The following is a 23,836-nucleotide window of genomic DNA, read 5'->3' on the forward strand; positions in this document are numbered from 1 at the left end:
TCCCATCTTGAAAGTAGTCAGTCGCGCGCACGCAGCCACTGATGGATCGCCGGTGGCACCTCACGTTGCGCGCGGCCGGATACATAAATGCCGATGTGGCCACCTTTGAACGCCAGCTGGGTATAGTCCTTGGTGCCCAGGTGCCTGCCCATTGCGCGCGAAGCATCCGGGGGCACCAGATGATCCTGCTCCGCAAAAATATTTAACACAGGATGCTTAATCGCACCAAGATGCACACGCCGACCACCGATCTCCAGTGAGTCGTTGACGAGTCCATTGTCCTGGTAAAACTTCTTGATGAACTCACGGAACGCTTCGCCGGCCTGATCGGGTGAATCGAAGATCCAGCGCTCCATCCGCAGAAAGTTCTCCAGCTCGATCGGGCTGTCGAGAATATCGACCAACCCCACATACTTCTGCTGATTCAAGCGCACTGGTTTGAGCGAAAGATAAACGTAATTCATCAACGCGGCGGGGATATTGCCTACGGTATCGACAAACCGGTCGACGTCGAGCAGGCGCGCCCAGTGCGACAACATATTGTCCGGCGTTTGAAAGTCGACCGGCGTGACCATGGTGATCAGGTTCCGGATCTTGTGTGGATGTAGCGCCGTGTAGCACAACGAAAACACACCGCCCTGGCAGATACCCAGCAGATCAATCGCATCGAGCTTACAGCGCTGAAGCACCGCGTCGACGCAGCGATCGAGATAGCCGTTGATGTAGTCGTCCAGCGTCAGCCAACGGTCGACAGCGTCAGGATAACCCCAGTCGATCAGATAGACGTCCTCACCCTGCTCCAGCAGGTTGCGAACCATTGAGCGATCGGCCTGCAGATCAGTCATCCAGACGGTATTGACCAGCGCATAGGCGATCAGCAACGGCGTCTTCGAAGTAGGCTTTTTCTCGCCCTTGAAGTGCCAGACCTTCAATTTGTCTTCGCTATAAACGAGTTCGCGTGGCGTATTCGCGTATCCGGGCTGGCGCGCGCCCCGCAGCTGGCCCATGCCTGATGCCAGCTTGCGCTGGAAGGCGCTGACTTCGTCCATGATTTTGGCGGGGTCCATCCGAAACGGCGAGTGCGGCACCACTACCTCTCCTTACTTGCGCTTGCGTGTCTTGGCCAGCGCAGCGGGCTTTTCGCGCGATGTGGAAGCCGCCGTTTTCTTGGCAGCGGTCTTGGGTGATTTTGCCGATGACGCCTTGGTAACGGACTTCTTTACGGCCGAACGTGGAGCCTTGGCCACGGCTGCCTTGGCTGCGTGGCTTTTCCTGACGACGGATCGTGACGCCTTGCTGGCCAGCAACTGCTCTTTGAGCGCAGCAACATCACGACGCAAGGCTTCGATCTCTTCGGCATGGCTGGCAGCAGACGACGTCTTGCTATTGCGCACCTCGCGCCGCAGCGACTGCAGTCGTTCGCCAAGGCTCGACACATCGCTGCGCGTCGGTATGCCGAGCTGCTGACAGATATATTCGGTTTGTTCCTGCTGCAACTCGCGCACGCGTATCTGCGTATTGACCATCTCGCCATAAGCTTCTCGGAATTCCTCCGAAAGCGCGGTCTCGGCATACGCTTCTTCAGCACAGTCGACCCACAGGTCATACAAAACCTTCAGCGATTCGATCTGCTGACCCGGCTTGGCGAGCTTCGATAATTTTGCCTGCATCTTTTCGATGGCTTGGGCATTGGAACGCTGCATCAGTACCTGATAACGCTGTGAAGCCTCCAGATGCTGGGCGATCGCATCCGCGAGAGCCTGATGCTGTGCGTGCTGCTCATGGCCAAAGCCAAATCCAGTCGTTGATCCTTGCTCTTGCGGCTGCGCTCCGGAAGCACCCGTTTTTTGATTGGAATTCAGCCACGCCTGCCATTGTTCGACAAACGCCTTGGCGCCCGAACTGTCGGTACCTCCGAAGCCGTGAGAGAACGGCTGGCTGGCTCCTCCGAAAAGCTGCTGCATTTGCTGGCGCCAGTCGCTTTGCGGCGTTGAAACGCTCGCTGCGGCACCCTGCAACCAGTCCGCATAGCTCTTCAAACCGGCCAATGCATGGTCAACCGTGACATTGGCTGACGAGTTTTTTGCGGAGGACGATCTGGAAAAACCCTCCGCACCTGCCGTGCCGAACTGCTTTTGCATCTGGGCAGCAAAAGTTTCCCAGGACTGGCGAGCCAGCTCCTGATAATCCTTAATAAGATCGGCCTTCATGGCATCGGCTTTGAAAAAATCATCTGCTTGCTTGTTCACGCGCTATTTCTCGTCACTCATGTCGCTTCATCCTAGCAAAAGCGTCCCGCAGAAAAACGTCCATCGCAAAAGCAAGAGGCCCGGCATAAAAGCCGGGCCTCGCTATGTCACGCTGAACCTTGGACTCAGGCGCCGGCGGCGGCTTCGTCTTCGGTGACGGCTTTCATCGACAGGCGGATACGGCCCTGCTTGTCCACTTCGAGCACCTTCACCTTGACGATGTCGCCTTCCTTCAGCTTGTCGGAAACCTTCTCGACGCGCTCGCTGGAGATCTGCGACACATGCACCAGACCATCCTTGCCCGGCATGATCGTCACGAATGCACCGAAGTCCATCAGCTTGGCGACCTTGCCTTCGTAGATGCGGCCCGGCTCGACGTCGGAAACGATCTGCTCGATGCGCTTCTTCGCTGCATCGCCCGCTTCGCGGTTGACCGACGCGATGATGACGGTGCCGTCATCATTGATATCGATCGTGGCACCGGTCTCCTCGGTGATCGAACGGATGGTCGCGCCACCCTTGCCGATCACTTCGCGGATCTTGTCCGGGTGGATCTTGATGGTGATCAGGCGCGGCGCGTACTCGCTCATCTCGAGACGAGCCGTGGTGATGACCTTGGCCATTTCGCCGAGGATATGCAGACGACCACGCTTGGCCTGCTCCAGCGCCACCTTCATGATCTCTTCGGTGATGCCGTCGATCTTGATGTCCATCTGCAGCGCGGAGATACCGTTGGCGCTACCGGCCACCTTGAAATCCATGTCGCCGAGATGATCTTCGTCACCGAGGATGTCGGACAGCACGACAAAGTCGTTGCCTTCCTTCACCAGACCCATCGCGATACCAGCCACCGGCGCCTTCAACGGCACGCCAGCGTCCATCATCGCCAGTGAGGAACCGCACACCGACGCCATCGACGAGGAACCGTTCGACTCGGTAATTTCCGAGACCACGCGCACCACGTACGGGAATTCCTCGATGCTGGGCTTGACAGCCTGCACGCCGCGCTTGGCGAGACGGCCGTGGCCGATCTCACGACGCTTCGGCGCACCGAAGCGGCCGGCCTCGCCCACCGAGAACGGAGGGAAGTTGTAGTGAAACAGGAACGGGTCCTTCGACTCGCCTTCCGGCGCATCGATGATCTGTGCATCGCGGGTGGTGCCGAGCGTGGCAATCACCAGCGCCTGGGTTTCGCCGCGGGTGAACAGCGCCGAACCGTGCGTACGTGGCAACACGCCCACGCGGCAGGTAATCGGTCGCACGTCATCGAGCTGACGGCCGTCGATACGCACCTTGGTCTTGAGCACGCTGTCGCGCATGGTGTGGTACTCGAGCTCGGCGAATTCCTTCGACAGCTCGGCGGGATGCCATGCACTTTCTTCGGCCTGACCCTTGATCGACGCCAGAGCCTCGGCCTTGATCGCGGAGATCGCGTCGCGGCGCTGCAGCTTGTCACGCACCTGGAAAGCCTCTTCCAGCTTGCTGCCGACGGCGCCCTTGACGGCAGCGATCAGCGACTCGTTCTGTGCCGGTGCCTTCCAGTCCCAGGACGGCTTGGCGGCTTCAGAAGCCAGCTCGGCAATGGCACGGATAGCCACCTGCATCTGCTGGTGACCGAACATCACCGCACCCAGCATCACGTCTTCCGAAAGCAGCTTGGCCTCGGACTCCACCATCAGCACCGCACCGCTGGTGCCGGCAACGACGAGGTCGAGGTCGGACGTCTTCAACTCAGTGTGGGTCGGGTTGAGCAGGTACTGGCCGTTGGCATAACCCACGCGCGCAGCGCCGATCGGACCCTTGAACGGGATACCGGCCAGGCTCAATGCTGCAGAAGCACCGAGCAGCGCGGCGATGTCGCCGTCGACTTCCGGGTTCAGCGACACGACCTGCGCAATGACCTGCACTTCGTTCTTGAATTCTTCCGGGAACAGCGGACGCACCGGACGATCGATCAGACGCGAGGTCAGCGTCTCCTTCTCGGTCGGGCGACCTTCGCGCTTGAAGAAACCGCCGGGGATACGACCGGCGGAATAGAACTTCTCGACGTAATCCACCGTCAGCGGGAAGAAATCCTGACCTTCTTTCTGCTTGGTTGCGGCGACGGCAGTGACCAGCACCACCGTACCGCCCATGCTGACCATCACCGCGCCGGACGCCTGGCGGGCAATTTCGCCCGTCTCCAGAGTGACTTCGTGACTACCGTACTGGAATGACTTGGTTACTTTTGCCACGTTGATTTGTCCTGATCTGATTGAGAAGTGCGCTCATGGATGAGCGCCTCTTGATCTTTGCGTTCATGACGAACGCACGAATTACCTACGCAGGCCGAGGCGTTCGATCAGGGTCTGATAACGCGCAAGATCGCGATCTTTCAGATAGCTGAGCAGACGCTTGCGCTGGTTGACCAGCTTCAGCAGGCCACGGCGGGAATGGTGATCCTGCTTGTGCTCTTTGAAGTGGCTGGTGAGATGGTCGATACGAGCTGACAGCAGCGCAACCTGGACTTCCGACGAACCGGTGTCGTTGGGGACGCGGCCGAAATCAGCAATGATCTTGCCGGTTTGTTCTACGGTGAGAGACATGAGTATGTATTCCTTGAAAAGCGATGCGAAGCTTACGCAACGTCACCACGAATGACGTTGCGTAAGCTTCGCCTAATGAATGAAAGCGTTTAAATAACCTGTCTATTCTACTGACCGGAGTGGTGTTACAACAAGTGCGCAGCGGATTATCACGATAAATCCGCTAGCCCGGCGGCAGGTTGAAACCGCGCACGATACGGGTAAATCCGTCGATATCGACCTCAAGTAACGCAAGCAAGGCGCCATCGCTGGCATAAGCGGCACATTGACCGACCGGCGGAACGGGATTCAGCTGGATTTTCTGGCCACGTGAAATGGCCATGCTTTGCGCATCATCAAGGTGGGCGACAGGCAGGTCGGACAAGCCAGCCGACACCGGAAGCAGCCATTTCAGCAGTTCCTCGTCACCTTGTTCAGCAGCCAGCTGCAGCGCCTCGATCGTCACCATCTGTGGCTCGCGGAATGGTTCGACCCAAAGGCGCCGGAGCACGGTGACATGTGCACCGCAGCCCAAATCCTCGCCGATATCCACCGCCAGCGAGCGGACATAGGTACCCGAACCGCATTCGATGTGCAGAGTCAGCGTGTCGGCGGTCCGGGAGAGCAGATCGAGACGATAAACGTCGACCTCGCGCGGTGGCACATCGACGGCTTCGCCCCGACGCGCCTTGACGTACAGCCGCTCGCCGTCCTGCTTGAGCGCCGAATACACCGGCGGCACCTGCAGGATGCGACCACGCCGTTTGGCCAGTGCCTTTTCGATGACAGCCTCGTCCAGTGCGGGCACGGGGCGGCTCAGCAAAACCTCGCCCTCCTTGTCCGCCGTATCCGTGGTAACGCCGAGTTGGCATTCGGCAACATAGGCCTTGCGCGAACCCAGCAGGCTCCCGGCCAGTTTGGTTGCCTCGCCGAAACACAAAGGCAGCAGGCCAGTGGCCAGCGGATCGAGGGCGCCAGTGTGGCCGCCCTTGGCCGCGCACAACAGGCGGCGTACCGCTTGCAGCGCCTGGTTGGAACTCAGGCCCAGAGGTTTGTCGAGCAACAGGATGCCGTGCAGATCGCGGTTTTGAATCCGCGGTGGACGATTCAGACGACTCATCAATTCAGTGTCACCACGTTGATGTTTCAGTCTTTCTTGTCGCCAGCAGGCGGCAACAGATCACGCGCCTGATCGCGCAGCAATGACTCGATGCGCTCGCCCTTGTCGACCGAATCGTCATATTTGAACTTGAGCTCCGGCACCCGCCGCATGCGCATGCCGCTGTGCGCCAGCGAATGACGGATTTCGTGGCCGATCTCGTTCAGCGCCTTGACCGCCGGCAGACCCTGCTCAGGCATCAACGCAGTCACCCACACCGTGGCCCAATCCAGATCACGAGTGATCTCCACATCGGACACGCTGACCGACGGCAAGCCGTGATCGCGCACCGCCGCGTGCACCAGCAAACCCAGTTCGCGGCGCAGCTCGGCACCGATACGGTCGGTACGTTTGAAATCACGGGATGGCATAAGAGACTCCAATCAAATAAAGGTACAGCGCCGCATAGCGGCGATGACCTTGTCCCCTCTCCCTACTGGGGAGAGGTACGGGTGAGGGGCTGGCGTTGCGAAAAGCTCGAACAAAGGAAGCTTATGCCAGGCCTTGGCCCCTCACCTCAACCCTCTCCCCGCAGGGGAGAGGGAGTTCATAAGTCAAAGCGTCCGCGCGACTTCCGTACGCTCGAAGCACTCGATCTGGTCGCCCGGCTTGACGTCGTTGTACTGCTTGACGGCAATACCGCACTCCATGCCGTTACGCACTTCGTCGACCAGTTCCTTGAAGCGGCGCAGCGATTCGAGTTCACCTTCGAAAATCACCACGTTGTCGCGCAGCACGCGGATCGGTTTGCTGCGCTTCACCGAACCCTCAGTCACCATGCAGCCTGCGACGGCGCCGAACTTGGAACTGCGGAACACGTCGCGAACCTGAGCGATACCGATGACGTCCTCGCGCACTTCCATGCCGAGCAGGCCGGTTGCCGCCTGAGTGACCTGATCGATAACGTCGTAGATGATCGAGAAATAACGCACGTCCAGACCGGCGGTTTCGATGACTTTGCGCGCCGAGGCGTCCGCTCGAACGTTGAAGCCGATAACCAGGGCTTTGGACGCGACGGCTAGTGTGGCATCGGATTCGTTGATACCGCCAACGCCCGACGAAACCACATTGACGCGCACGCGCTCGTTGCCGATCTGCGTCAGTGACTCGCGCAATGCCTCGACCGAACCCTGCACATCGCCCTTGACCAGGATATTGAGCGTCTGCTGCTCCACGCCCTGCCCCATCTTCGCGATGATGTCCTCGAGACGATTGCTCTTGCTGACCATGCGCGTTTCACGGCGCTTGAGCTCGCGCTCCTGAGCCACTTCACGCGCCAGACGCTCGTCATCGACACAGACGAAGTCGTCGCCGGTCTCCGGCACACCGGACAAGCCAAGCACCTGCACCGGAATCGAGGGACCCGCTTCCTGCACCTGTTTGCCGGTTTCGTCGATCAGCGCGCGCATGCGGCCGTATTCAACGCCGCAGACAATGAAGTCGCCCTTCTTCAACGTGCCCTGCTGCACCAGCACGGTCGCGACCGGACCACGGCCACGATCGAGGCTGGATTCGATCACCACGCCGGAGGCGCGGCCATCGGCCACGGCCTTCAACTCCATCACTTCGGCCTGGATCGAGATCGCATCGAGCAGATCATCGACACCGGTACCGGTCTTGGCCGAAACCGGGATGAACTGGACGTCGCCGCCCCAGTCTTCCGGCACGACTTCGTACTGCACCAGACCCTGTTTGACGTTCTCCGGGTTGGCGCCGTCCTTATCCATCTTGTTGACCGCGACGATCAGCGGCACCTTGGCGGCGCGCGCGTGCTTCACCGCTTCGACAGTCTGTGGCATGACGCCGTCATCGGCTGCCACCACCAGCACCACGATATCGGTCGACTGCGCGCCACGAGCACGCATCGAGGTAAACGCAGCATGGCCGGGCGTGTCGAGAAAGGTGATGACGCCACGCGAGGTTTCGACGTGATACGCGCCGATATGCTGCGTGATGCCACCCGCTTCGCCCGAGGCCACCTTGGTGCGACGGATGTAGTCGAGCAGCGAGGTCTTGCCATGATCGACGTGACCCATGATGGTCACCACCGGCGGACGGGTGATCTTGTCGCCTTCCAGCTCGACGTTCTGGGTGTGCGCGGCCAACGTGTCTTCGGCGTTGCTCTGATTGTCAGCCACTACCGTATGACCCAGCTCTTCAACGACCAGTACGGCCGTGTCGTGATCGACGGTCTGGTTGATGGTCGCCATGACGCCCATCTTGAACAGTGCCTTGACCACCTCCGAACCCTTGACAGCCATTTTCTGGGCCAGATCGGTCACGCTATTGGTCTCGGCCACCACCACTTCACGTACCACTGGCGCGGTCGGGCGGGAGAAGCCGTGCGGACCAGTCGGCGCACTGCTGCTGCCGCGCGACATCTCGCGACCTGAAGTACGACCAGCCTTGCCGCCACGCTTGTTGCTGGACGACGAACGGCGGGCGCGATCGGCCTCGCTCAAATGCATCTGGCCACCGGCAAAGCGCTTGCTGCCATCGCGCTCTTCCTTTCCGCTGCCGGGATTCTCGTTGCGCTCGCGCGCATGCTTGGGCTTGCGGCTGGCATCACCGCCCGCAGGGGCAGCGGCTGGCGATGCGGGAGTGCCGGCAGGGCTCACCCGTGCGGCTGCCGGAGCAGCAGCTGGCGTTGGTGCTGGTGCTGGTGCCGGCGCAGGTGCGGGCACCGGCTTGACCAGCTTTTCGCGTTTGCGCGGTTCGTGGATACGCGGCAGGATCATGCCGAGTTCGCGCGTATCCATACGCTGGGTGACAAACGGTTCATCAGCGCTCGGCGTCGACGGCACCTCGACGACAGGCGATGATGCCTGCTCAGCCTCAGCCTGATCTTCGCTGGCGACCACCGGCTCGGCGGCGATAGCGGCGGCGTCAGCCTGACGCTGCGCATGCTCCTGCTGGCGCTGCTGCTCTTCCAGGGCGCGCTGCTGCGCTTCGTGCTGGCGGCGCTGTTCGGCGTCGGCACGCTCTTGTTCCTCGGCATCACGCTGCTGCTGGGATTCCTGCAGTTTGCGTACGGCATCTTCGCGCTCGCCGTCGACGCTGGCGTCTTCAGCAATCACGCTACGCTTGACGTAGGTACGCTTGGCGCGGACTTCGACGTTGACTGTCTTGGCTGTGCCCACCGTGCCGCGGGCGCCAGGCGTGGCGATCTTCAGTTCGCCAACGGTACGGCGCTTGAGAGTGATCTGGCGCGGTGCACTGTCATCGGCCTCGGCAGTCACTTCGTTCTTGCCGTGTGTGCGACGCAGGAATCCGAGCAGCTTCACCTTTTCGGTGCTGCTGATGGTCTGCTCCTGGTCGGAGAATTCCATGCCGGCTTCACCAAGCTGCTTGAGCAGCCGGTCGACGGGCATGCCCAGTGTATGGGCGAGTTGTTTGATCGTGTCCGACATCGTTTTGTTGCTCCGCCGTTTCCGCGCTTGGGCCTTCTTCGGCCCTCGGACCTCATCGGTCCTTATCGACTGTGCCGCGATAAGTTGCACCGCCACCGCCATCCATGGTGAAAGGCCCCGAAGGAAACCTTTCTCGGCGCGCCCATCCAGGGCGCAGCCTTGTCCGCGGGTTAGCCGCCTTTCTCCAGTCGCTCGATCATCGGCGCTCGTGCAGCCATGATCAGTGCGGCAGCCCGCGCTTCGTCCATGCCTTCGATATCGATCAGGTCATCAACAGCCAGATCCGCGAGGTCGTCAACCGTGCTGACTTCGCGCGCAGCCAGTGCATAGGCCGTCGCTTCGTCCATGCCCTTGAGCGCCAGCAGCTCGTCGGAAGGCTGATGGTCACCCACACCCTCCTCCGCTGCCAGTGCCTCGGTGAGCAGTGCGTCACGGGCACGGGCACGGAGTTCTTCGACGATGTCCTCGTCGAAGCCTTCGACCGCCAGCAGCTCGGCGCTAGGTACGTAGGCAATTTCCTCGACGCTGGAGAAGCCTTCCTGTACCAGGATAATGGCGATTTCCTGATCCACTTCAAGCTTGTCCATGAACAGCTGGCGCGCGGCCTCCTGCTCGGACTCACTCTTGGCGGTGACCTGATCCTGAGTCATCACATTGAGCTGCCAGCCGGTGAGCTTGCTGGCCAGACGTACGTTCTGGCCACCGCGACCGATCGCCTGGGACAGTTTGTCCTCGGCTACCGCGATATCCATCGAGTGCTTTTCCTCGTCCATGATGATGGACTGCACTTCGGCCGGCGCCATCGCATTGATGACAAACTGCGCCTGGTTTTCGTGCCACAGGATGATGTCGACGCGCTCGCCGTTGAGATCGTTCGACACCGCCTGCACGCGCGAACCACGCATGCCGATGCAGGCGCCGATCGGATCGGTGCGGCTGTCGTGGGCCAGCACGGCGATCTTGGCGCGATCGCCCGGATCGCGGGCGCAGCCCTTGATTTCGACCAGGCCCTGGCCGACTTCCGGCACCTCCAGCTTGAACAGCTCGATCATGAATTCCGGTGCGGCGCGCGAAACGAACAGCTGCGGACCACGCACTTCGGACTTCACTTCGTACAGATAGCCGCGAACGCGATCACCGACGCGGGCCGATTCGCGTGGAATCGTCTTGTCGCGCGGAATGAACGCCTCGGCGTTGCTGCCCAGATCGAGGTAGATATTGCCGCGCTCGACGCGCTTGACGATACCGGTGACCAGCTCGCCCACGCGATCGGCGAAGGCGTCGACGACCTGCTGGCGCTCGGCTTCGCGCACGCGCTGCACGATCACCTGCTTGGCAGCTTGTGCGGCGATGCGGCCAAACTCGGCGTTCTCGACCTGCTGCTCGATGAATTCGCCGACCTCGGCGCCTTCGCGCTCGTCGATCGCATCCATCAAACGCAGCTGGTAGGAGGGCGATTCCATCTCGCCATCGTCGGCAATGATTTCCCAGCGACGGAAGGTTTCGTATTCGCCGGTGTCATTGTTGATCGACACGCGAATGTCGGGTTCTTCGTCCGGGTAGCGTTTCTTCGCCGCCGAAGCCAGCGCGGCCTCCATGGCTTCGAAAATGACTTCGCGCGGCACGCCCTTTTCATTGGCGACGGCATCAACGACCAGCAAAAGTTCTTTGCTCATTGCAGCAACTCCATAGGCGCCCAGCGGCGTCCCATCGTTCTGATTGATTGTTTTGTGCTTTTTCAATACGTACTTGGTTTGTCGTGTTTAATCTTTGGGTGCCTTGGAGGCCGCCGGCTTGCCGCCACGCTTCGGCTGGGGCGCATATCCCAGTGCCACCCAGTCCGGCACGACGCGAGCGGTATCCACCAGCGAATGCTCGAACGCGAACGTCTTGCCTTCCGCTTCCAGCGTGATCTGCTCGTCCTGTACCGACACCAGCTTGCCGCGCAGGCGACGACGACCTTCCAGCGGCGCCTTCAACAACAGCTTTATTTCCTGACCAACGACCTTCGCAAACTGCACGGCGGTAAATAGCGGTCGATCCAGACCTGGCGAGGAAACTTCCAGCACGTAGTTACCGGGAATCGGATCCTCTACATCGAGCAGAGCCGACAACTCGCGGCTGGCCGTCTCGCAATCCTCGATACCGACCTCGCGACGATCACCGTCTGCGCCAGCCTCACCGGGTTCGCTCTTGTCGAGTAAGTCCAAGTAAACCCGAAGGGTACTCTGCCCGTGTGACGGGGTGAACTCCACGCCGATGCATTCCAGCCTCAGATCGGCCAGAACTTCGTTGAAACGTTGTGCCAGTGCCTGTGTATCCATGGGTTTGTCTCCCAGACCGCCTTTGATCAAATCACTAAATTCAGAACCGCAGAAACAAAAAATGGGCTCCAACGGCCCATTCCTTTACCTCGCCGATGTATCTGCTCTACAGCTCTTTCAGGCGCCGATGACCAACTTCATTCCGGCACGGCGCATCCTAGCGCCCAACAAAAAAGCCTCACGAGGAGGCTTTCTTTGCATCAAGAAAGATCTGGTAGCGGGGGCAGGATTCGAACCTGCGACCTTCGGGTTATGAGCCCGACGAGCTGCCAGACTGCTCCACCCCGCATCAGAGTCCGAGGAGTTTAACGGTCTGGCCGGTTTCTTGCAAGCGATCGCTGGTAAAAAAAGTCATAAACATGCACAGAACGAAATCAGAGTTACTGCGAATCTGAGGTATCAGAGCCCGAAGGCACTGCGACACCAACTCAGCAACGGCCCCCAGTAAAGTCCCAGAGCGAGCAGTGCCAGCGCATTCAGCGATAGCACCACCCGCAGCGAGATATCCGGCTTTGCTGCCAGCACGCTACCCTCAGCCGGCTTGTCGAAGTACACGACCTTGATCACATGCAAGTAGTAGTAAAGGCCGATGATCGCGAACACGACGCCGACGATAGCCAGCCACAGCATGTTGGCGTGGATCGCCGACTCCAGCACCAGTACCTTGGCCCAGAAACCAAACAACGGTGGCACACCGGCCAACGAGAACATCGCCAGCAGCATCAGGAAAGCCATCCACGGTGACTTCTGATTGAGTCCCTTCAGATCGGAGATTTCCTCGCATTCGAAGCCCGAGCGCGCCAACGCCAGAATCACACCGAAGGCAGCCACACTCATCAGCGCATAGCAGATCGCGTAGAACATCGCCGCGGCATAGCCTTCCGGGCTGGCCGCCGACAGACCCAGCAGCAGGTAACCCATGTGCGAAATGGTCGAATAGGCCAATAGACGCTTGAGGTTGGTCTGAACGATCGCGACCAGGTTACCGATCGCCAGCGACAACACAGCCAGCACGGCCAGCATCAGCTGCCATTGATGCGACAGATCACCCATACCCGCATCAAGCAGACGGTACGCCATGCCGAACGCAGCCAGCTTGGAACCCGACGCGATAAACGTGGTGACCGGGGTCGGCGCACCTTGATACACGTCAGGAATCCACATGTGGAACGGCGCGGCACCGAGCTTGAAACCGATGCCGACGATCATGAAGATCAGTCCGAACAGCAGCAGTTTCGGTGCCGTGGTGTACGACGACACGTGATGCAATTGCGCCAGATCCAGCGTTGGCGTACCGCCCATGCCCGAAGCGCCATAGACCATCGACATGCCGTACAAAAGCATGCCCGAGGCCAGCGCACCGAGTACGAAATACTTGATTGCCGCTTCGGACGGCAGCTTCGCATCGCGGTTCAACGCCACCAACGCATACGACGACAACGACAACAGCTCCAGTCCCAGATAAACCGTGATCAGACTGCCAGCCGAAACCAGCAGCATGATGCCGATCACGGCAAAGATCATCAGCGTATAGAACTCACCGGTCACCAGCTTGCGATCGATCAGATACGGACGTGCATAAACGAACACGATCGCCGTGGTGAGCAAGGCGAATACCTTGAGGATCTCCGACACGCCATCGCGCACGAACATGCCACCAAACGCCGTTACTGACTGCGCAGGCTGACCCACTATTACCAGATAAATCGCTACCAGCAGTACTGCGATCGAAATCCAGTGCAGCCATGGACGCTCTTTCAGCGCCATAAAAGCATCAAGCAGCAACAACAAGCACGCTGCCACTACCAGGTAGAGCTCCGGCAGCATGATCAGGATGTCATTCAAATTCGGCATGGTCGGTCCCGATCAGATCTTGTGGATGGCAAGCTGCTGCACCAGATGCGACACCGAAGTGTCCATCAAGTGGATCAGCGGCTGCGGCCAGACGCCGAGCGCCAGCACGGCGGCGGCAAAAGCAACCAGCACGAAGGTTTCGCGACCGTTGATCTCCTTCATCTCGCCCACGTGCGGATTCGTGATATCGCCCCACAACACCCGCTTGACCATCCACAGCGTGTAAGCCGCACCGATGATCAAGGTGAACGCGGCAAAGAGCGCAATCCACGGATTGGCACTGAAGCTGGCCAGGATCACCATGAACTCGCCGACGAAACCGCTGGTGCCCGGCAGGCCGCAGTTGGCCATGGCAAAAAAGACATAGAAGAAGCCGAACCACGGCATCACGTTGATCACGCCGCCGTAGTCCTTGATCTGGCGCGTGTGCATGCGGTCATACATCACGCCTATGCAGCTGAACATGGCGCCGGAAACGAAGCCGTGCGAAATCATCTGCACCATCGCACCCTGCATGCCCAGACGCGCCATGTCGACACTGGCTGGATCGCGCATCAGCAGAAACGCGATGAAGATGCCCAGCGTCACGAAGCCCATGTGCGCTACCGACGAATACGCTACCAGCTTCTTCATGTCCTCCTGCACCAGCGCGACATAGCCGATATACACGATCGCGATGAGGCTCAGCACGATCACCAGCCACGCGTAATGCGAGCCGGCGTCAGGTGTAATCGGCAGGATGAAGCGCAGGAAGCCGTAAGTACCGACCTTCAGCATCACCGCGGCCAGCACCACCGAGCCGCCGGTCGGCGCCTCGACGTGCGCATCAGGCAACCAGGTATGCACCGGCACCATCGGCACCTTGATCGCAAAGGCAATCAGGAACGCAAAGAAGATCCAGGTCTGCTCCTTCATCGTCAGCGGCAGCGCCGCCAGCGTGGCCATATCGAACGTACCAGCCTTCTGGTACAGATACAGCAGCGCGATCAGCATGAAGACCGAGCCGAAGAACGTGTAAATGAAGAACTTCAGCGTCGCATACACGCGGCGCGGACCACCCCAGATACCGATCAGGATGAACATCGGGATCAGGATCGCCTCGAACAGCGCATAGAACAGCAGCGCATCGGTGGCACAGAACACGCCGATCAGCAGCCCCTCGAGCACCAACATCGCGGCCATGTACTGGTGCGGCTTGTCCTGGATGACCTCCCACGCACCAGCAATCACAAGGATGCTGACGAACGTCGTCATCAGGATCAATGCGACCGAAATGCCATCCACCGCCAAGGCGTAATGGACGCCCCAGGAAGCGATCCAGAGGTAGTTTTCGGACAGCTGCATGCCGCCGGCATCGGGTTGGTACTGCACGAGCAGGAACAGGCTGACGACAAAGGTCAGCACGGCGACGATCAGCGACAGCCAGCGCGCAAGGTTGGGCCGGCGTGAGCCAGCCAGCAGCACCGGAATCGCACCGGCGACGGGTAGCCAGATCAGCAGGCTAAGCAAGTGATTGAACATGTGTGCCTGCTTCCCTTATTGCCCGGCCACGCCGGTGCCAATCAATAAATACCCGCCGAGCAGCACGATCAGGCCCAGAATCATCGCGAACGCGTAGTGATAGAGATAACCCGACTGCAGACGGCGCACCGTAGCCGCAATGCGGTGAACCACGCTCACCGAACCGTTGACCATCACGCCATCGATCAGCCCGGCATCGGCAACCTTCCAGAAACCCTGCCCCATCTTCACGCCGCCACGAGCGAATACCGCAAAGTAGACGTTGTCGACCCAGTACTTGTTGTCCAGCACGGTCCAGAGCGGCTTCAGTGCGCTCTTGATCTTGCCGGCCATCGCCGGGTTGAACAGGTAGATGTAGGTCTGGATGGCGAAAGCCAGCAGTACCAGGCCAAACGGGCCGAACGGCGAGAACCCGTGCAACGCCATGTCAAGCGCGCCGTGGAATTCCTTGCCGACTTCCGCCAACACGTTGTTGGCCTCGTCGATATGGATCGCGTTGCCGAACCAGTTGCCGAACAACATCGGGCCCACGGTGAAGAAACCAACGAACAATGAGGGAATTGCCAGCAGCATCAGCGGCAGGGTCACCACCCAGGGCGACTCGTGCGGCGCATGCTCCAGCACGCCCTGCTCGTGATGATCGTGGTGATCATCCAGATGCGCGTGACCGTGATGCTCGACCACGGTGAAGCGCTCCTTGCCATGGAAGGTTAGATACATCTGGCGGAAGGTGTACAAGCCCGTCACCATTGCGCCCGCCATCACGCAGAAGTAAGCGTAGCCCGCGCCCCAGCGATGCGATTGACCGACCGCCTCGATGATCGCGTCCTTTGAGTAGAAACCCGAGAAGAACGGCACGCCACACAACGCCAGCGAACCGATCCACATGGTGATCCAGGTAATCGGCATGTACTTGCGCAGGCCGCCCATGTAACGCATGTCCTGCTCATGGTGCATCGCGATGATGACCGAACCGGCGCCGAGGAACAGCAGCGCCTTGAAGAACGCATGAGTCATCAGGTGGTACACCGCACCGGTATAGGCAGATACGCCCAGCGCCACCGTCATGTAACCCAGCTGCGACAGCGTGGAATACGCGATCACCCGCTTGATGTCGTTCTGCACGATGCCGATCATGCCGGTGAACAGCGCCGTCGTCGCGCCTATCACCATGATGAAGCTGAGCGCCGTCTGCGACAGCTCGAACAGCGGCGACATGCGCGCCACCATGAAGATGCCGGCCGTCACCATCGTCGCCGCATGGATCAGCGCGGAGATCGGCGTCGGACCTTCCATCGAGTCAGGCAACCACACATGCAGCGGCACTTGAGCGGACTTGCCCATCGCGCCGATGAACAAGCAGATGCAGATCACCGTCGCCGCATCCCAGTGCGTATTGGCTGTGATTTGCAGCGTCTTGCCGACCAGGCTCGGTGCGGCGGCGAAGGCGGTGTTGTAGTCCATCGTACCGAGGAAATACAGCACGCCGGCAATGCCCAGCAAAAAGCCGAAATCGCCCACGCGGTTGACCAGGAAGGCCTTGAGATTGGCGAAGATCGCGGTCGGCTTCTTGTACCAGAAGCCGATCAGCAGGTACGACACGAGGCCCACCGCTTCCCAGCCGAAGAACAGCTGCATGAAGTTGTTGCTCATCACCAACATGAACATCGAGAAGGTGAACAGCGAGATGTAGGCAAAGAAGCGCTTGTAGCCTGGGTCGTCGCTCATGTAACCGATGGTGTACAGATGCACCAGCAGCGACACGAAGCTCACCACGACCAGCATCATCGCGGTCAAGCGGTCGACCATGAAGCCGACGCTGGCATTGAAGTGACCGATCTGGAACCAAGTGTAGAGGTTCTGGTTATAGACCGGCGCACCACCGAGCGTAAGCTGGTAAAGCACGTAGAACGCCAGCGCACACGAGATCGCCACGCCGAGGATCGTGACGGTATGCGAACCGGCGCGGCCGATGAACTTGCCGAGAAAACCGGCGAGCAGGCAGCCGACCAGCGGAGCTAGCGCGATCGTCAGCAGGAGGGATGTGGAGAGACCCATGTGTTCAACCCTTCATGCTGTCGATATCGGAAATATTGATCGTGCTGCGATTGCGGAACAGCAGCACCAATATCGCCAGACCGATGGCGGCTTCCGCCGCGGCCACGGTAAGAATGAAAAACACGAACACCTGACCAGACACATCGCCGAGAAAGCGCGAGAACGCCACGAAGTTGGTGTTCACCGCCAACAGCATCAGCTCGATCGACATCAACAACACGATGACGTTCTTGCGATTGATAAACAGGCCGGCAACGGCGATGCAGAACAGAATGGCGCCGAGCACGATGTAGTGCGATAGCGTAATCATGAACTTGGCTCCTGGGGCGGCACGGGCGTCGGCTGGGCGGGACGCACGGCGTCCATTTTCACGATGCGTATGCGATCACGCGGATTGACCCGCACCTGTTCGTTAGCCGACTCGTGACGTACACCGACACGCTGGCGCAAGGTCAGCGCCACAGCCGCCACCACACCGACGGTAAGAATCAGGGCAGCTACTTCGAAAGGCAGCAGATATTTCGTGTAGAGCGCCTGCCCCAGCCATGCAGTGTTGGATACGCCTGCCGCTGCGGCCGGATCGGGGCCCATCACCTGCGCGTGCATCGCCTTGACGCCAATCAACCCGAGCATCTCGACCAGCATCGCCACAGCCACGATCAAGCCGATCGGCAGGAATTTGACGAAGCCCTCGCGAATCTTTTCCTGGTCGATATCGAGCATCATCACCACGAACAGGAACAGCACCATCACCGCGCCGACGTAGACCACGATCAATGCCAGCGCCAGAAATTCGGCGTCGGCCAGCATCCAGAGACAGGCCATACTGAAGAATGTGAGCACGAGCGATAGCACGGCATGCACGGTGTTTTTCAGCGTAATCACTGACAGTGCAGCGACCACGGTGATGAAACCGAAACCGTAGAAACAGATGAGTTGGAACAATTGGGGGTTCATCGTCAGCCTCAGCGATATGCCGCGTCTTGCGTGCGGTCGGCGGCAATCTGCTTTTCGAAGCGATCGCCGATAGCGAGCAGCTGCAGCTTGTTCACCACGTTCTCGCCGCGATGCTCGAAGTGGTACTCGTGGATGCTGGTCTCGACGATCGAATCCACCGGGCAGCTCTCTTCGCAGAAGCCGCAGAAGATGCACTTGAACAGGTCGATGTCGTAGCGCGTGGTGCGGCGCTGGCCGTCCGATTCGCGCGGCGCCGAGTCGATCGTGATCGCCAGTGCCGGACACACCGCCTCGCACAGCTTGCAGGCGATGCAGCGCTCTTCGCCATTGGCGTAGCGGCGCAACGCATGCAGACCGCGGAAGCGGTTCGACTTGGGGATGTGCTCCATCGGGTAGCGCACGGTGTATTTCGGCTTGAACATGTAGCGAATGGTCAGCGCCATGCCGCGGAACAGCTCGATCAGCAGCAGACTTTTGAAATAGTGGGTAATGCGGGACATGGCTTTCTTCAGACCCCCGTGCCGATGGTGACCCAGCCGAAATATTTCAGGCAGCCGGCGACGAGGACCCACACAATGGCGATGGGAATGAATACCTTCCAACCCAGCCGCATGATCTGGTCATAGCGGTAGCGCGGGAAGCTGGCGCGAAACCAGAGGAACAGGAACGAGAACAGGAAAGCCTTTATAAGCAGCCACGGAAAACCGCCCTGCCCGATGAAACCCCACGACGATGGGAACGGCGACAACCAGCCACCCATAAACAGCACCGCGGCCAGGAAGCTGACCAGGATCATGTTGGCGTATTCGGCCAGGAAGAAGATCGCAAACGCCGAACCGGAATATTCCACATGGAAACCGGCCACGATTTCCGACTCGCCCTCGGCCACGTCGAATGGTGCTCGGTTGGTCTCGGCCACGCCAGAGATGAAATAGATCACGAAAACCGGCAGCAACGGCAGCCAGAACCAGTCGAGGATGCCCTTATGACCAGCCTGCGCATTGACGATGTCGGTGAGGTTGAGGCTACCGGCCAGCACAAGCACGCAGACCAGGCAAAGACCCATCGCCAGCTCGTACGAAATCACCTGCGCCGCCGAGCGCATGGCACCGAGCAATGCATAGCGCGAATTGGACGCCCAACCGGCGAGGATGATGCCGTAGACGCCCATCGAGGTCATCGCCAACAGATACAGCACGCCAGCATTGGCATTGGACAGCACCATCTTGCTGCTGAACGGAACGACAGCCCACGCCGCCAACGCGGGGACCAGGGTCAGCAACGGCGCGAGGTAATAGAGGAACCGATTCGCCGTAGTCGGCAGGATCACTTCCTTGATCAGCAGCTTCACCACGTCGGCAAACGCCTGCAGCAAGCCGAACGGGCCGATCTTGTTCGGCCCCATGCGAACGTGCATCCAGCCGATGACCTTGCGTTCCCAGTACACGAACATTGCCACGGCGAGGATCAATGGGATCGTGATGCACAGGATGTAGACGATCGGCCACACGAGATGATTGATGAGTTGATCAATCATGATGCTTATGCCTTGCTCAAGTTGATGGCTGCGCCGTAAGGCGGCAGTGTGGCGGTGACGTCCTGGCCAGCTTCGATCCATGCCGTGCCATCGGGTACGGATTTATCGATCACTAGCGGCAAGGTTGATTCGGCCAGGCGAACCTGACTGCCCTCGGTCAGACCCCGCCGCCCGGCTTCATCCGCATTCAGACGCACGGCAGGCGCACGATTGAGTGGGTGAGCCTGCAACGCCGTGGCTCGGCGCAATACCGCATCGCTGCGATAGATCGGCCAGGTTGCAAGACGCGTGAGGCCGGTGACTTCGGCACGCTTGGCAAAACCGCTAACCGATGTCGATGCACGCTCGCTGATGCCATCGCGCAGACCGGCAAGATCGTCAAATTCGAAACCTGCCAACTGCAACGAACCACCCAAGGCGCGCAACACCTTCCAGCCGGCGCGCGTCTGTCCAGTTGCCTTGGCACCGGCGCTGACACTCTGTGCCAAACCATCGACGTTGACCAGCGTGGCGTCGATTTCCGGCAGCAATGCGATCGGCAGGATCACATCGGCAACCTCGCGCAATGCAGCGCTGGCATAAGCGCTGAATGCAACGACCTGCTCGGCGGCATGCAGCGCTTTCAACGCAGCCCCGCCATCGGCGAAATCGTGCGGCGGCTCGACGCCATACAACACGTAACTTTTGCGTGCCTGTGCGAGCATCGCCTGCGCATCCAGACCGCCATTGCCCGGCGACACGCCGACCTTTGCCAGACCAAGTGCATTGGCGCCGATCGGCAGCTCGTTGTAACCCGCACCAGTGGCATCGGCAATGAAACGCGCAATAGCGCGGAGCCAGGATGCCTGCGGGTGTGTTACCGCGGCTTCGCCAAGAATCACCACGGCCTTACCAGACTTCAGTGCGCTGATAACGTCGTTGTCACCGTCGTCGCTCTGCGCACCGTTGATCGCTTCGCTCAATGCAGTCGGCGCAGATGCACCCGCACCGACGGCAGCCTTCGCTACAGATAGCAGCGTATCGACCATGGCCTGCGGCGCCACAATGGCCTGCCCTGCCAGCTGGTAATTGAATTCAAATAGCGCAGGATTGACGAGATAGACCTTGGCACCCTTCTTGGTCGCCTGGTGCAGACGATGGTTGACCAGCGGCATTTCGTGGCGCAGGTCGGAGCCGACCAGCAACGCTGCCCTCACTTTGTCGATCTCGGCAACCGGCAGTCCGAAGGGTTGCGCCGAGGCGTTGTCGGCAAAATCGAGCTGACGCAGACGGTGATCGATGTGCGCACTGCCCAGGCCACGAGCCAGACGCATCAGCAGATCACCCTCTTCGTTCGAGGTGGCTGGGTGAACCAGGATACCCAACTCACTGCCCTGCTCTTTCTTCAAGGCGTCGCCAGCGAACTTCAACGCGTCTTCCCACGTCGTCACCTGCCACTGACCATTGCGCTTCACTTCCGGCGCGCTGATGCGATCGGGCGCGTACATGCCCTGGTAGCTGTAGCGATCGCGATCGGACAGCCAGCATTCGTTCACCGCTTCGTTGTCGCGCGGCACGGTGCGCAGCACGTCACCGCGACGCGTGTGCAGCCACAGGTTGGAACCCAGCGCGTCGTGATAGCCGATGGAGGGCTTGGCAATCAGCTCCCAGGCGCGCGCCTGGAACTGGTAAGGCTTGTTGGTCAACGCACCGACCGGGCAGACGTCGATGATGTTGCCCGACAGCTCGGTCTCCAGCGTCTTGCCGATATACGTGCCGATCTGCAGGTTCTCGCCGCGGCTCATGCCACCCAACTCATAGGTGCCGGCAATTTCGCTGGTGAAGCGAACGCAGCGCGTGCACTGGATGCAGCGGGTCATTTCGGTGGCGACCAACGGTCCGAGATTCTCGTCGGTGATGGTGCGCTTGCGCTCGGTGTAGCGCGATACGCTGCGGCCGTAACCGAGTGCCACGTCCTGCAGCTCGCACTCACCGCCCTGATCGCAGATCGGGCAGTCAAGCGGATGATTGATCAGCAGAAATTCCATTACGTCTTTCTGGAATTTCAGCGCCTTATCCGAACGTGTGGTGACCTTCATGCCTTCGGCCACCGGGGTGGCGCAGGCCGGCTGCGGTTTGGGCATCATCTTGCCGCCCATCTCCACATCGACCAGACACATGCGGCAGTTGGCGGCGATCGGCAGTTTGCGGTGATAACAGAAACGTGGAATGGCAACACCAATGGCATCGGCGGCCTCGATGATCATCGCGCCCTTGCGGATCTGCGTAGGCTTGCCATCGACCTCGATATTCAGCAAATCGGGGGCGGCATTGTTGGCGGGTTGCGCGCTCATGCGGCAACTCCGCGGCTCGCTTCGGCCATCTGGTCTTCAGTCATGGAACGGCCATGCTCAACGTAGTATTCGAATTCATGCCAGAAGCGTCCGAGGAAACCCTGCACCGGCCACGCCGCGGCTTCACCAAACGCGCAGATCGTGTGTCCTTCGATCTGGCCAGCGACGGCCTTCAGACGATGCAGATCGTCCGGCACGCCCTTGCCGTCGACGATGCGCGACAGCACGCGATACATCCAGCCGGTACCTTCGCGGCACGGTGTGCACTGACCGCAAGACTCCGCGAAATAGAAGCGCGAAATGCGATGGCACATCTTGACCATACAGGTGGTGTCGTCCATCACGATGACCGCGCCCGAGCCTAGGCCGGAACCGGCCTTCTGCAGGGCATCGAAGTCCATCGTCATCTCCATCATGATGTCCGCGGGAAGCACCTTCATCGAGGCACCGCCGGGGATCACAGCTTTGAGCTTACGGCCCGGCCGCATGCCGCCGGCCATTTCGAGCAGATCCTTGAACGACGTGCCAAGGGCAATTTCGAAATTACCCGGCTTGGCGACGTGGCCCGATACCGAGAAAACTTTTGGCCCGCCGTTGTTCGGCTTGCCGATGTTGAGGAACCAGTCCGCCCCGTTGCGCATGATCGCCGGGATCGAGGCATATGTCTCGGTGTTGTTGATGGTCGTCGGCTTGCCGTACAGCCCAAAGTTGGCCGGAAACGGGGGCTTGAAGCGCGGCTGACCTTTCTTGCCCTCGAGCGATTCCATCAGCGCGGTTTCTTCACCGCAGATGTAGGCGCCGGCGCCGAGCGCGGCATAAATGTCTACATCCAGACCACTGCCTTGGATGTCCTTGCCTAGCAGGCCCGCGGCGTAGGCTTCTTTCAATGCTTCTTCAAAATGCTCGAACGGCTCGTGATGAAACTCGCCGCGCAGATAGTTGTATGCCACCGTGGAGCCGGTGCAGTAGCAGCCGATGGCCAGTCCTTCGATGACCGCGTGCGGGTTGTAACGCAGGATGTCACGATCGTGCGATGTGCCGGGTTCCGATTCGTCGGAGTTGCACAGCATGTATTTTTGCATCGTCCCTTTTGGCATGAACGACCATTTCAGACCCGTCGGAAAGCCGGCGCCACCGCGACCGCGAAGCGCACTCTTCTTTACCTCTTCGATCAGCGTCGCCGGGTCGGGCTTTTCGGCGAGGATCTTCCGCCACGCCTTGTAGCCGTCCATTTGCTCGTAGCTGTCCATCGCCCACGGTTTGTCGAAATGCAGCGTGGTCAAGACGACCTGATGTTCTTTGGGTGCGGGTCCGACTGCCATGATCTACTCCAACCCGTCCAGAATTTTGTCGAGCTTCTCGATGTCCAGATGCTCGTGATAGTGGCCGTTGACGGTCATCGCCGGTGCGCGCACGCAAGCAGCGATGCACTCTTCTTCGCTTTTCAGATAGACGCGGCCATCGGCGGTACTTTCACCGAGCTTGATGCCCAGCTTTTTCTCGCAGTGACGCACCAAGTCGTCCGCGCCGTTGAGCCAGCACGAGATATTGGTACAGATCGCCACATTGTTGCGGCCAACCGGCTTGGTCTCCAGCATCGAATAGAAGCTGGCCACCTCGTACGCCCATACCGTGGGCAGATCGAGATATTTCGCCACCGCAGCGATGAGATCATCGCTGAGAAAGCCCTGGTTCTGCTCCTGCGCCGCGAATAGCGACTGGATCAGCGCTGAGCGCTTTCGATCCGGCGGAAACTTTGCCACCCATGCGTCGATGTGATGGCGTGTGTGCTCAGTGAGAACGACGAGTGGATCGACGTTCCTGACCTGATCGAAATGTCCGGTAACTTTCATAGATTCTTTCCTTCGGA

The 23,836-nt window shown here is 59.9% G+C and carries 19 protein-coding genes and 1 tRNA gene; all 20 read right to left on the bottom strand.

Annotated elements, in window-relative coordinates; translation table 11 throughout:
- Positions 1 to 17 precede the first annotated feature (17 nt).
- The 20 genes from phaC to nuoE all read right to left on the bottom strand — a co-directional run bounded on the left by phaC (position 18) and on the right by nuoE (position 23,819).
- Complete coding sequence (phaC, locus tag HDE80_RS17965) at positions 18 to 1,049, bottom strand: class III poly(R)-hydroxyalkanoic acid synthase subunit PhaC (protein WP_255483923.1); 1,032 nt, start codon at positions 1,047 to 1,049, stop codon at positions 18 to 20.
- A 51-nt stretch (positions 1,050 to 1,100) separates the two neighbouring features.
- A complete protein-coding gene (locus HDE80_RS17970) occupies positions 1,101 to 2,249 on the bottom strand; it encodes a poly(R)-hydroxyalkanoic acid synthase subunit PhaE (RefSeq protein ID WP_345776475.1) in 1,149 nt (382 codons plus the stop codon).
- A 125-nt stretch (positions 2,250 to 2,374) separates the two neighbouring features.
- Positions 2,375 to 4,483: a polyribonucleotide nucleotidyltransferase gene (gene pnp, locus HDE80_RS17975; protein ID WP_184604726.1), complete on the bottom strand. Its 2,109-nt coding sequence runs from the start codon at positions 4,481 to 4,483 to the stop codon at positions 2,375 to 2,377.
- A gap of 81 nt (positions 4,484 to 4,564) precedes the next feature.
- Entirely contained in the window at positions 4,565 to 4,834 is a 270-nt protein-coding gene (gene rpsO / locus HDE80_RS17980; protein ID WP_179481595.1) for a 30S ribosomal protein S15, read from the bottom strand.
- A gap of 163 nt (positions 4,835 to 4,997) precedes the next feature.
- On the bottom strand, positions 4,998 to 5,933 hold the full coding sequence (truB, locus tag HDE80_RS17985) for a tRNA pseudouridine(55) synthase TruB (RefSeq protein ID WP_184673172.1): 936 nt from the start codon (positions 5,931 to 5,933) through the stop codon (positions 4,998 to 5,000).
- 26 nt (positions 5,934 to 5,959) lie between these two features.
- On the bottom strand, positions 5,960 to 6,343 hold the full coding sequence (rbfA, locus tag HDE80_RS17990; protein ID WP_184604729.1) for a 30S ribosome-binding factor RbfA: 384 nt from the start codon (positions 6,341 to 6,343) through the stop codon (positions 5,960 to 5,962).
- A 183-nt stretch (positions 6,344 to 6,526) separates the two neighbouring features.
- On the bottom strand, positions 6,527 to 9,382 hold the full coding sequence (gene infB / locus HDE80_RS17995; RefSeq protein ID WP_184673174.1) for a translation initiation factor IF-2: 2,856 nt from the start codon (positions 9,380 to 9,382) through the stop codon (positions 6,527 to 6,529).
- Between the two features lie 170 nt (positions 9,383 to 9,552).
- Entirely contained in the window at positions 9,553 to 11,058 is a 1,506-nt protein-coding gene (gene nusA / locus HDE80_RS18000; RefSeq protein WP_184673176.1) for a transcription termination factor NusA, read from the bottom strand.
- An 87-nt stretch (positions 11,059 to 11,145) separates the two neighbouring features.
- Entirely contained in the window at positions 11,146 to 11,706 is a 561-nt protein-coding gene (gene rimP / locus HDE80_RS18005) for a ribosome maturation factor RimP (protein ID WP_184673178.1), read from the bottom strand.
- 212 nt (positions 11,707 to 11,918) lie between these two features.
- Positions 11,919 to 11,995: transfer RNA gene (locus HDE80_RS18010), tRNA-Met, on the bottom strand.
- A gap of 110 nt (positions 11,996 to 12,105) precedes the next feature.
- The gene (gene nuoN, locus HDE80_RS18015) at positions 12,106 to 13,560 is read right to left on the bottom strand and encodes an NADH-quinone oxidoreductase subunit NuoN (RefSeq protein WP_184673180.1); all 1,455 of its coding nucleotides are present in this window, start codon (positions 13,558 to 13,560) and stop codon (positions 12,106 to 12,108) included.
- Between the two features lie 12 nt (positions 13,561 to 13,572).
- Positions 13,573 to 15,081 (bottom strand): NADH-quinone oxidoreductase subunit M, encoded by a 1,509-nt coding sequence (locus HDE80_RS18020; protein WP_184673182.1) that lies wholly within the window; start codon positions 15,079 to 15,081, stop codon positions 13,573 to 13,575.
- Positions 15,082 to 15,096: 15 nt separating this feature from the next.
- Positions 15,097 to 17,139 carry an NADH-quinone oxidoreductase subunit L gene (gene nuoL / locus HDE80_RS18025; RefSeq protein ID WP_184673184.1) on the bottom strand — a complete coding sequence of 681 codons (2,043 nt, stop codon included), beginning with the start codon at positions 17,137 to 17,139 and terminating at the stop codon, positions 15,097 to 15,099.
- 4 nt (positions 17,140 to 17,143) lie between these two features.
- Positions 17,144 to 17,449 (bottom strand): NADH-quinone oxidoreductase subunit NuoK, encoded by a 306-nt coding sequence (gene nuoK, locus HDE80_RS18030; RefSeq protein WP_179481613.1) that lies wholly within the window; start codon positions 17,447 to 17,449, stop codon positions 17,144 to 17,146.
- Positions 17,446 to 18,096, bottom strand: a complete 651-nt coding sequence (locus HDE80_RS18035) for an NADH-quinone oxidoreductase subunit J (RefSeq protein ID WP_184673187.1) — start codon at positions 18,094 to 18,096, stop codon at positions 17,446 to 17,448. The genes nuoK and HDE80_RS18035 overlap by 4 nt, the downstream gene beginning before the upstream one ends.
- Positions 18,097 to 18,104: 8 nt before the next feature.
- The gene (gene nuoI, locus HDE80_RS18040; RefSeq protein ID WP_184604743.1) at positions 18,105 to 18,596 is read right to left on the bottom strand and encodes an NADH-quinone oxidoreductase subunit NuoI; all 492 of its coding nucleotides are present in this window, start codon (positions 18,594 to 18,596) and stop codon (positions 18,105 to 18,107) included.
- Between the two features lie 8 nt (positions 18,597 to 18,604).
- Positions 18,605 to 19,633 carry an NADH-quinone oxidoreductase subunit NuoH gene (nuoH, locus tag HDE80_RS18045; RefSeq protein WP_184604744.1) on the bottom strand — a complete coding sequence of 343 codons (1,029 nt, stop codon included), beginning with the start codon at positions 19,631 to 19,633 and terminating at the stop codon, positions 18,605 to 18,607.
- A 5-nt stretch (positions 19,634 to 19,638) separates the two neighbouring features.
- Positions 19,639 to 21,966 carry an NADH-quinone oxidoreductase subunit NuoG gene (nuoG, locus tag HDE80_RS18050; RefSeq protein ID WP_184673189.1) on the bottom strand — a complete coding sequence of 776 codons (2,328 nt, stop codon included), beginning with the start codon at positions 21,964 to 21,966 and terminating at the stop codon, positions 19,639 to 19,641.
- On the bottom strand, positions 21,963 to 23,288 hold the full coding sequence (gene nuoF, locus HDE80_RS18055) for an NADH-quinone oxidoreductase subunit NuoF (RefSeq protein ID WP_184673191.1): 1,326 nt from the start codon (positions 23,286 to 23,288) through the stop codon (positions 21,963 to 21,965). The genes nuoG and nuoF overlap by 4 nt, the downstream gene beginning before the upstream one ends.
- A gap of 3 nt (positions 23,289 to 23,291) precedes the next feature.
- Complete coding sequence (gene nuoE, locus HDE80_RS18060) at positions 23,292 to 23,819, bottom strand: NADH-quinone oxidoreductase subunit NuoE (protein ID WP_184604750.1); 528 nt, start codon at positions 23,817 to 23,819, stop codon at positions 23,292 to 23,294.
- Positions 23,820 to 23,836 lie beyond the last annotated feature (17 nt).

This window comes from Rhodanobacter sp. A1T4, from assembly GCF_014207185.1.
GTDB lineage: Bacteria > Pseudomonadota > Gammaproteobacteria > Xanthomonadales > Rhodanobacteraceae > Rhodanobacter.

What these genes read in the sequence shown, in the direction of transcription:
- HDE80_RS18035 (WP_184673187.1), bottom strand. Translation starts at nt 18,096, where the DNA reads ATGAACCCCCAATTGTTCCAACTCATCTGTTTCTACGGTTTCGGTTTC.
- rbfA (WP_184604729.1), bottom strand. Translation starts at nt 6,343, where the DNA reads ATGCCATCCCGTGATTTCAAACGTACCGACCGTATCGGTGCCGAGCTG.
- nuoN (WP_184673180.1), bottom strand. Translation starts at nt 13,560, where the DNA reads ATGCCGAATTTGAATGACATCCTGATCATGCTGCCGGAGCTCTACCTG.
- nuoL (WP_184673184.1), bottom strand. Translation starts at nt 17,139, where the DNA reads ATGGGTCTCTCCACATCCCTCCTGCTGACGATCGCGCTAGCTCCGCTG.
- rpsO (WP_179481595.1), bottom strand. Translation starts at nt 4,834, where the DNA reads ATGTCTCTCACCGTAGAACAAACCGGCAAGATCATTGCTGATTTCGGC.
- HDE80_RS18020 (WP_184673182.1), bottom strand. Translation starts at nt 15,081, where the DNA reads ATGTTCAATCACTTGCTTAGCCTGCTGATCTGGCTACCCGTCGCCGGT.
- infB (WP_184673174.1), bottom strand. Translation starts at nt 9,382, where the DNA reads ATGTCGGACACGATCAAACAACTCGCCCATACACTGGGCATGCCCGTC.
- rimP (WP_184673178.1), bottom strand. Translation starts at nt 11,706, where the DNA reads ATGGATACACAGGCACTGGCACAACGTTTCAACGAAGTTCTGGCCGAT.
- nuoG (WP_184673189.1), bottom strand. Translation starts at nt 21,966, where the DNA reads ATGAGCGCGCAACCCGCCAACAATGCCGCCCCCGATTTGCTGAATATC.
- phaC (WP_255483923.1), bottom strand. Translation starts at nt 1,049, where the DNA reads ATGGACGAAGTCAGCGCCTTCCAGCGCAAGCTGGCATCAGGCATGGGC.
- truB (WP_184673172.1), bottom strand. Translation starts at nt 5,933, where the DNA reads ATGAGTCGTCTGAATCGTCCACCGCGGATTCAAAACCGCGATCTGCAC.
- nusA (WP_184673176.1), bottom strand. Translation starts at nt 11,058, where the DNA reads ATGAGCAAAGAACTTTTGCTGGTCGTTGATGCCGTCGCCAATGAAAAG.
- nuoE (WP_184604750.1), bottom strand. Translation starts at nt 23,819, where the DNA reads ATGAAAGTTACCGGACATTTCGATCAGGTCAGGAACGTCGATCCACTC.
- nuoH (WP_184604744.1), bottom strand. Translation starts at nt 19,633, where the DNA reads ATGATTGATCAACTCATCAATCATCTCGTGTGGCCGATCGTCTACATC.
- nuoK (WP_179481613.1), bottom strand. Translation starts at nt 17,449, where the DNA reads ATGATTACGCTATCGCACTACATCGTGCTCGGCGCCATTCTGTTCTGC.
- nuoI (WP_184604743.1), bottom strand. Translation starts at nt 18,596, where the DNA reads ATGTCCCGCATTACCCACTATTTCAAAAGTCTGCTGCTGATCGAGCTG.
- nuoF (WP_184673191.1), bottom strand. Translation starts at nt 23,288, where the DNA reads ATGGCAGTCGGACCCGCACCCAAAGAACATCAGGTCGTCTTGACCACG.